Origin of the sequence: Acetobacter sp. DmW_125128, assembly GCF_008704325.1 — a bacterium.
GTDB classification, from domain to species: Bacteria; Pseudomonadota; Alphaproteobacteria; order Acetobacterales; family Acetobacteraceae; genus Acetobacter; species Acetobacter oryzifermentans.
Genome location: NZ_VHOP01000003.1, coordinates 93,746 through 100,533 on the forward strand (window position 1 = coordinate 93,746; position 6,788 = coordinate 100,533).

A 6,788-nucleotide genomic window follows, 5' to 3' on the forward strand; every position below is an offset into this window, starting at 1 on the left:
GTTTATAGCAAGAGTGCTGAATGTCCGATCGTTTTGCCCTGATTTACAATCCTCGTAGCCGTCGGAATTTGAAGGCAGATCCCAAGTATCTGGCGCTGGCGGGCAAAATGTTGGGGCCTTTGTTCTGCTCCCCTAGAACGCATGCTGCATTAAGGCAGCAGGTTTATGCCCTCTTACAGCAAAAAATAAGCTGTCTGGTTGTGGATGGGGGAGACGGCACAGTTGGGAATGTTCTGAGCGCACTTTATACCTCATCCTGCCCGCCAGAGCAGTGGCCAAGTATTGTTGTGTTACCCTCTGGCAATACTAACCTGATTGCCACAGATGTTGGTTTTGGTAAGCGTGGGGTTGAGGCATTACAGATTTTGCAGGCCCGTCTGGTATCCGGACGCCTTCTTTCCGATGTGCGGCGCAGGCAGCCTTTGGTGGTAACGCGTAACGGGCAGAAAGAAGGGGCTTCTCTAGGCTTTTTTGGTGGTTTGGGTGCTTTTGGGCGTGGGATTGAAATCGCGCATGACCCCAAAATCCTGAAAAATTATTCGCATGATGCTGCGGTTATGGCGACATTGTTTGTAACGGCTTGGCAGTTGCTAAGCCCGAAGCATAGGCGAGGATGGCTGGAAGGCACAAAAGTTACAGTAGAGCGGGATGGTGAGGTATTGCCTGAGCAAAATCATTTTCTGTTTTTATGCACCGCTTTGCATCGGCTGCCCCACGGTATCTGGCCATTCTGGCAGAATCTGACAGAAGCAGACCGAGGTATTAGTTATCTGGATGTTGCAGCTTTTCCCCCTCATTTAGGGCGTGCAGTCTGGAATTTGTTGCGGGGGAAAGCGCCGCAATGGTTACGGCAAGATGCAGCTTATCATAGTGGTTCGGCAACCGAATTGGTGTTGCGTACGGATCAATCCTTTATTCTGGATGGTGAGGTTTTGCCGCCTGGAGAAGATGGCAGACTGACTGTTTCTGCGGGGCCCGTGGTTTCTTTTGTGCATGTTTAAAGCATTCTGGTGGAAAAGCAGTTCATGAAGGGTATTCGGCCGGGGCAGAAAGAAATTTTCACCCTTACAGAGCAAGAACTGCATACGCCTGTATCCCCTTTGGTGACGGAATTTGTGCGTAATCTTTTGGGCACAGCGCAACCATTAGGGGTCTTGTTTTATGGGTCTGGCCTACGGGGTGGAATTCAAAATGATACCCTGCTGGATTTATATATTATCGTAGAAAAGCAGATGGACTGGCCCAGACCGTGGCTTTCCTGTCTGGCAAATGCCACTTTGCCCCCTAACGTGGAATATCATGAATACAGGGTAGGGGAGCATCTGCTAAGGGCCAAAGTTGCTATTTTGTCTCTCGCGCAGTTTCGTTCCCTAACGCGCACCCAAACATTGGATACCACTGTTTGGGCGCGCTTTTCTCAGCCTGTTCGGTTGGTATGGTGGCGGGATAACGAAGCCCAAGAAGCATTGCACGCTTGTGTTATGCGGGCGGTATTGACTGCCGCATGGTGGGCCGCACAACTTGGCCCGGCTTCAGGCGGCGTTCTGGATTATTGGAATACCTTGTACCGCAATACTTATCGTGTTGAATTGCGGGTTGAAAAAGCGGGCCGTGGGCAAAGCATTGTAGATGCTTATATGCAGCGTTATGCGCAGCTTTTACTGCCGTGTTGGCAAATGCTAGGCATTCCGTATAAGTCTCAAGATCAGATTGTAACGCCGCAAATCCCACAGGAACAAAAGCAACATGCCATTCAAAAATGGACATTACGTGCGTCTTGCGGTCGGCCTTTAAATATTCTGCGCTTACTTAAGGCAGCTTATACATTTACAGGTGGGGCACGTTACGCGGTATGGAAAGTTCAACGCCATAGCGGGATAGAAGTGCCGCTTTCTTCGTTTGCAGAAAAACACCCCTTACTGGCAGCGCCGCCAATTGTTTGGCGGTTGTGGCGGCAAGGGGCGTTTAAACGCAAATAAGGGTTTTAGGCTGCTGTGGGTGCTGGTGTTACACCAACTTCTGCGGCAGCCTGCCGGAATATGGCAATGGCCTGAGCAATCTGCTCTGGCGTATGAGTGGCCATTACGGAACAACGCAGCAAGGGGCGTGAATCTGGCGTTGCCGGGGGAAGGCTAAGGTTGACGTAAACACCAAGTTCCAGAAGCCTGTTCCACATGGGAATAGCTTCTTCAGCAGTTTCCAGCGTAACTGCAATAACAGGGGTAGCCTGTTTACTCGCATTTAGCCCGATATCTACAAAACCAGCATGGAGTTGCTGAGCATTGGCCATAAGCTGTTTACGCAGTTCTGGATGAGCCTGCATATCGCTCAAGGCTGCCGTTGTTGCAGCAATAACCTCTGGTGGAAGAGATGCCGTAAACATATATGGGCGGCAATTCAGGCGTACAAATTCCAGTTCAGGATGATCGGATACGCAGTAACCCCCAACAGTGCCGAGGCTTTTTGAAAATGTGCCGACAATAAAGTCTACATCAGCTTCCACACCATCGGCTTCAGCCGCACCGCGTCCGTTTTCACCCAACACCCCAAAGGAATGGGCTTCATCTACCAGAAGATATGCACCAGTTTCTTTTTTAACGGCTACAAATTCTGCAATCGGGGCCACATTGCCTGTCATGGAATAAATGCCTTCAACCACAATCAGCTTGGCACCGGGGGTGCCATCCATGCGTTTCAGGCGTTTATAAAGATTATCCGGGTCATTATGGCGGAAACGAATAACTTCTGCAGCACTCAGGCGGCTACCATCATAAATGCTGGCATGGCTATCAGCGTCCAGAAACAGATGGTCGTCTTTGCCTGCAAGCGTAGAAATAATGCCTAAGTTAGCCTGATAACCCGTAGAAAAAACCATGGCATCACGGCGGCCAAAAAACGCGGCAATATCTTTTTCAAGCTGCCGGTGGAGAGACTGCGTGCCATTTGCAATGCGCGAGCCCGTGGTGCCAACGCCGCAAGCCGCCGCAGCTTGTTGGGCGGCCCGAATGGCATTTTTGGATTGGCTCAGGCCTAAATAATTATTGGTACCGAAAAGAAGCGTTTCCCGACCTTCAATAATTCCAACAGTTGAAGATACAGGTTTTTCAATAACAACAGCAAAAGGGTTGCGGCCACCTACGGCGACTACAGAACCCAGCGCGCCTGCCGTACCTTCAAATTTGGAAAATAGTGATGTCATCCACGCTCACCCTTTGTTTTTCAGAGCGACAATGCATGCGGCAAGGTCATTAATCGTCCGGATATCGGCAAGTTTGTCGAGCGGGATGGAAACATCCAAGCTATCTTCAACTTCCATAACGAAGTTCATGACGGCCAAAGAATCAAACGCAAGATCTTCCATGATCTTGCAGTTACCATCAATGTCACGCGGAACCTTCGGGTTAGCGAGGAGCTTTTGAATGATCAGCGCGGAAACGCTTTCAACGGTTTCGCTCATGTCGGATCCTTCATCCCTTAAGGGCGTTTGTTTTATGCCGAGCTTGTGCTCGCAGTGCCGCCTTATGGGTGAAAAAGGCCAGTTTGACCAGCCTTTCTCATCATAAACGGGCTATAAAATCCTGTAGGCCGGTCAGGCAACTTCAGACTGCTGCTCAAACGCGCCGCTTAGATACATGGTACGGGCTTTGGCGCGTGTAAGTTTGCCCGAAGATGTCTGCGGCAGCGCATGTGGTGGCACCAATACAACAGAAACTTCTACCCCATGGAGGCGGCGGAACAAGCTGGCGGCTTCGGCTCTCAGCTTCTCACGCGTGTCTGCGGCAGAAGCGCGGCACTGAATAAGAGCCACGATTTCCTCATGGTCACCCTTTTCCAGAGAGAAAACAGCCACATCTCGGCTGCGAAGGACAGGAATATGCGTTTCGGCAGACCATTCCAGATCCTGCGGCCAGATGTTGCGGCCATTAATAATAATCAAGTCTTTGGCGCGGCCAGTGACAACTATCTGCCCATTGAGCATGTAGCCCAGATCACCAGTATTCAGCCAGTTGTCTGCGTCCAGCGTTTTGCTGCTTTCTTCCGGCATACGGAAGTAACCGCTCATCAGGCTGGGGCCTCGTACATAAATAGTGCCAACTTCTCTATCGCTCAGCACCCGGCCATAGCTATTCCGAACTTCCAGTTCATGTTCTGGCAGAACTTTCCCGCAAATCACAAAGGTGCGGCTTGGTGTGTCTGCACTGGCGGGTGGGCGCGCAATTCCTGTGCTTTCCAACGCAGGAAGGTCAACCGTATCGGTTTCTATGCCTGTATCAAGCGGCGCAAAGCTGATGGCGAGCGTAGCTTCTGCCATACCATAGCTAGCTACAAATGCTTTTGGGCTAAAGCCAGCAGGGGCAAAGCGCGCAGCAAATTCATCTAGAATATGCGCGCGGATCATATCGCCACCAATGCCTGCAACCCGCCAGCAAGAGAGATCCAGGCCTTCGGATGCCGGGCGCCGGGCGCAAAGTTCATACCCAAAAGAGGGGCTGTAGGCGATGGTGCCACGGTTACGGCTGATCAGATCCAGCCATACATGCGGTCTGCGTGCGAATTCGCGCGTCGGCAGCAGGTCCACGCTCAACTGGCACGTCATGGGCGTCAGGAAGAAACCAACCAGACCCATATCATGATAGAGAGGAAGCCACGAAACGCAGCGATCCCCTGTTTCCTTAACCTGCAATCCATTGCGTGCAATGAAGGAAACATTCGCCATGCCGGAACGGTGGCTTACGCAAACCCCCATGGGGAAGCGTGTGCTGCCGGAAGAAAACTGAAGATATGAAAGGTTTTCTGGTTGAATATCCGGCAGCGGCATATCTGGCACAGGGCGTGCCATAAGCTCAGCAGGTGGCCCAGCAAAAACAAGGCCCAAGCCCGTTACAATTTCGTCCGTCCAACCTTCGATAATCTGCGGAATAATCACGGCGCTGGCTTGTGCGCTAGTAATCATACCCCGAAGAGTTTTCAGATAGGCTTCTTTGCCGCCAAAAGCGACTGGGAGGGGAAGAGGGGCTGCAACCAAACCAGCATACTGACAGCCAAAGAAGATGCGGGCAAAATCACCATCGCTTTCCGCCACAATGGCAACACGGTCTCCCGGTTGTAGGCCCATGCCCAAAAGGCGCAAAGCTGTATCAACAGCCTGCTGACGCAATACTTTATAGGGTAGGGCTTCTAGAAGTACGCCTTTGCCGGAATAAATGTTAAACCCGGCTTCGCCTTGAGCGGCATAGTCCAACGCTTCAGGAAATGTTGCAAAATCCCCGTACCGGCGTGGCTGACCAGATGCGGTAGAAACCGGTTGGAGGGTTTCATTTAAAGAGATTGCAGAAGCAGGGTTCATACTATTCATCAGCTGGCCATTCGAAGAAAATCAACAATTGCGTCGGCCCCTACCGGCGCAGTCGGTTCGTCCCCAACAAGGTCGAACGTGTCGCGTATATAATCTTTTTGCAGATTTACGAAAGCATTGTGCGACGAAAAGGCTTGTTCAATGTCTTCTCCTAGACTGTCAATAGTATTCAGCACAGGTCCCAAAGACCAGAAGCGGTAATTTTCATCCCCCTCCCAATCAACATTGTGCGCATTCAGAAACATACAAGCGCGCGGCTTTACCAGAAATTCGGCGACTTGCGAACTCACATCGCCCAGATACATGTCTGCGGTGGATGTGTACGTCATATCAATGCTGCGGGCACTACCGGTATCCACCAGCATGTGCGGATAATGCCCAAATGCACGTTCTAACTGCAATGCTTCGGCTTTTTTGTTGTCAAACAGCCGATAATGGGGCGCAAAGATAAGATTATAACGGTCTTGGTTAGCAAAATGTGTCAGCACATTCAGGCCCATTTTAGGCCAGGATGAGAGGCGCGTATTAAAATGTGGATTATAAAGGACAGTCGGACGATTATTGTTAAATAGACGTAATGTCCGATGGCGCATCCGATGAACCATATCGAATTTGGCATAAACGCCAGTATGATAACAGCCAGGACGGATGGCACCTTGAGCTAAAAGCCGCTCTTCTATTTTGTGTCCAGCCATCAGCACGTAGTCGAATTTCTTTACGTCACGCGCAAAACCAATAGCCCGATCTCCGGCACCGTGGCGTGTCCATATCAGTCTTGGCTTATTTACCCCTAGCTTGCGCAGATAGAGTGAAGTGCGCTCGGGAACAACAATCCCCTGAAACGAAGAGAAATAATTCTTGTTAAAAAATAGGCTCGCCAGACGAAAAAAAGCGGTCTGCCCGTAGCGTTCAGTTTGGCGCCGAAGAAACTGAGGAAGGTGTAGAAGGCTGAACTGTACTTTCGATTCTGGATAATATGCAGCCAGTGAGCGCACATAATCCAGATGCGATTGTGTGGTGCAGGCAAGATGCACTTCAGCCTCGGGGTGACGGCTCGCAATTTCCATTGCAATCGGCAAAGAATGCAAGGTTTGGTGCGGCTGTGCGATGTAAGGGAAGAGAATGCGCATCTGTTAAATGTCATCCTTGTTTAACATAGGAACCTTTGTCAGAGCATGAGCGTCTTTATGTGCTTGTCCATAAGGCAGTCTGGCCTCAGCAAGTTACTGTTCAGTGCACAAATCGTTCAGCGTGCCCGATAGTCAAGCCCCGCCGCATAAGGAGAAATGTGAGGAAGAAGGCTTTTTCGTGATGTAGGGGAGAAGGGGCTTAAGGAAAAAAATCAGGAATATGAATTTTTTCTGATTTTAGGGATTGACGTTATATTATGGTGGGGTGTAGAAGCTGCTTCACCGAGACGGAGTAGTCTTGG

General features: G+C 50.5%; 6 protein-coding genes. 2 read left to right on the top strand and 4 right to left on the bottom strand.

The annotated features are described in order from the left end of the window. Positions 1 to 20: 20 nt before the first annotated feature. Positions 21 to 1,001 (top strand): diacylglycerol kinase family protein, encoded by a 981-nt coding sequence (locus FKW19_RS01500; protein WP_089179208.1) that lies wholly within the window; start codon positions 21 to 23, stop codon positions 999 to 1,001. Positions 1,002 to 1,025: 24 nt separating this feature from the next. After that, a complete protein-coding gene (locus tag FKW19_RS01505) occupies positions 1,026 to 1,979 on the top strand; it encodes a hypothetical protein (protein ID WP_089179207.1) in 954 nt (317 codons plus the stop codon). 5 nt (positions 1,980 to 1,984) lie between these two features. Here FKW19_RS01505 and spt read toward each other — a convergent pair whose 3' ends face one another. The 4 genes from spt to FKW19_RS01525 form a co-directional block, all read right to left on the bottom strand. Next, a complete protein-coding gene (gene spt / locus FKW19_RS01510; RefSeq protein WP_089179206.1) occupies positions 1,985 to 3,199 on the bottom strand; it encodes a serine palmitoyltransferase in 1,215 nt (404 codons plus the stop codon). 6 nt (positions 3,200 to 3,205) lie between these two features. Next, positions 3,206 to 3,457, bottom strand: coding sequence for an acyl carrier protein (locus FKW19_RS01515; protein WP_003625320.1), 252 nt, complete (start codon positions 3,455 to 3,457; stop codon positions 3,206 to 3,208). Positions 3,458 to 3,589: 132 nt separating this feature from the next. After that, complete coding sequence (locus FKW19_RS01520; protein WP_089179205.1) at positions 3,590 to 5,356, bottom strand: fatty acyl-AMP ligase; 1,767 nt, start codon at positions 5,354 to 5,356, stop codon at positions 3,590 to 3,592. After that, positions 5,356 to 6,486, bottom strand: a complete 1,131-nt coding sequence (locus FKW19_RS01525) for a hypothetical protein (protein WP_035352680.1) — start codon at positions 6,484 to 6,486, stop codon at positions 5,356 to 5,358. The genes FKW19_RS01520 and FKW19_RS01525 overlap by 1 nt, the downstream gene beginning before the upstream one ends. Positions 6,487 to 6,788 lie beyond the last annotated feature (302 nt).

Excerpts from the sequence above, each read along its gene's own strand:
- FKW19_RS01525 (WP_035352680.1), bottom strand. The coding sequence starts at position 6,486 with ATGCGCATTCTCTTCCCTTACATCGCACAGCCGCACCAAACCTTGCAT.
- FKW19_RS01515 (WP_003625320.1), bottom strand. The coding sequence starts at position 3,457 with ATGAGCGAAACCGTTGAAAGCGTTTCCGCGCTGATCATTCAAAAGCTC.
- FKW19_RS01520 (WP_089179205.1), bottom strand. The coding sequence starts at position 5,356 with ATGAATAGTATGAACCCTGCTTCTGCAATCTCTTTAAATGAAACCCTC.
- FKW19_RS01500 (WP_089179208.1), top strand. The coding sequence starts at position 21 with ATGTCCGATCGTTTTGCCCTGATTTACAATCCTCGTAGCCGTCGGAAT.
- spt (WP_089179206.1), bottom strand. The coding sequence starts at position 3,199 with ATGACATCACTATTTTCCAAATTTGAAGGTACGGCAGGCGCGCTGGGT.
- FKW19_RS01505 (WP_089179207.1), top strand. The coding sequence starts at position 1,026 with ATGAAGGGTATTCGGCCGGGGCAGAAAGAAATTTTCACCCTTACAGAG.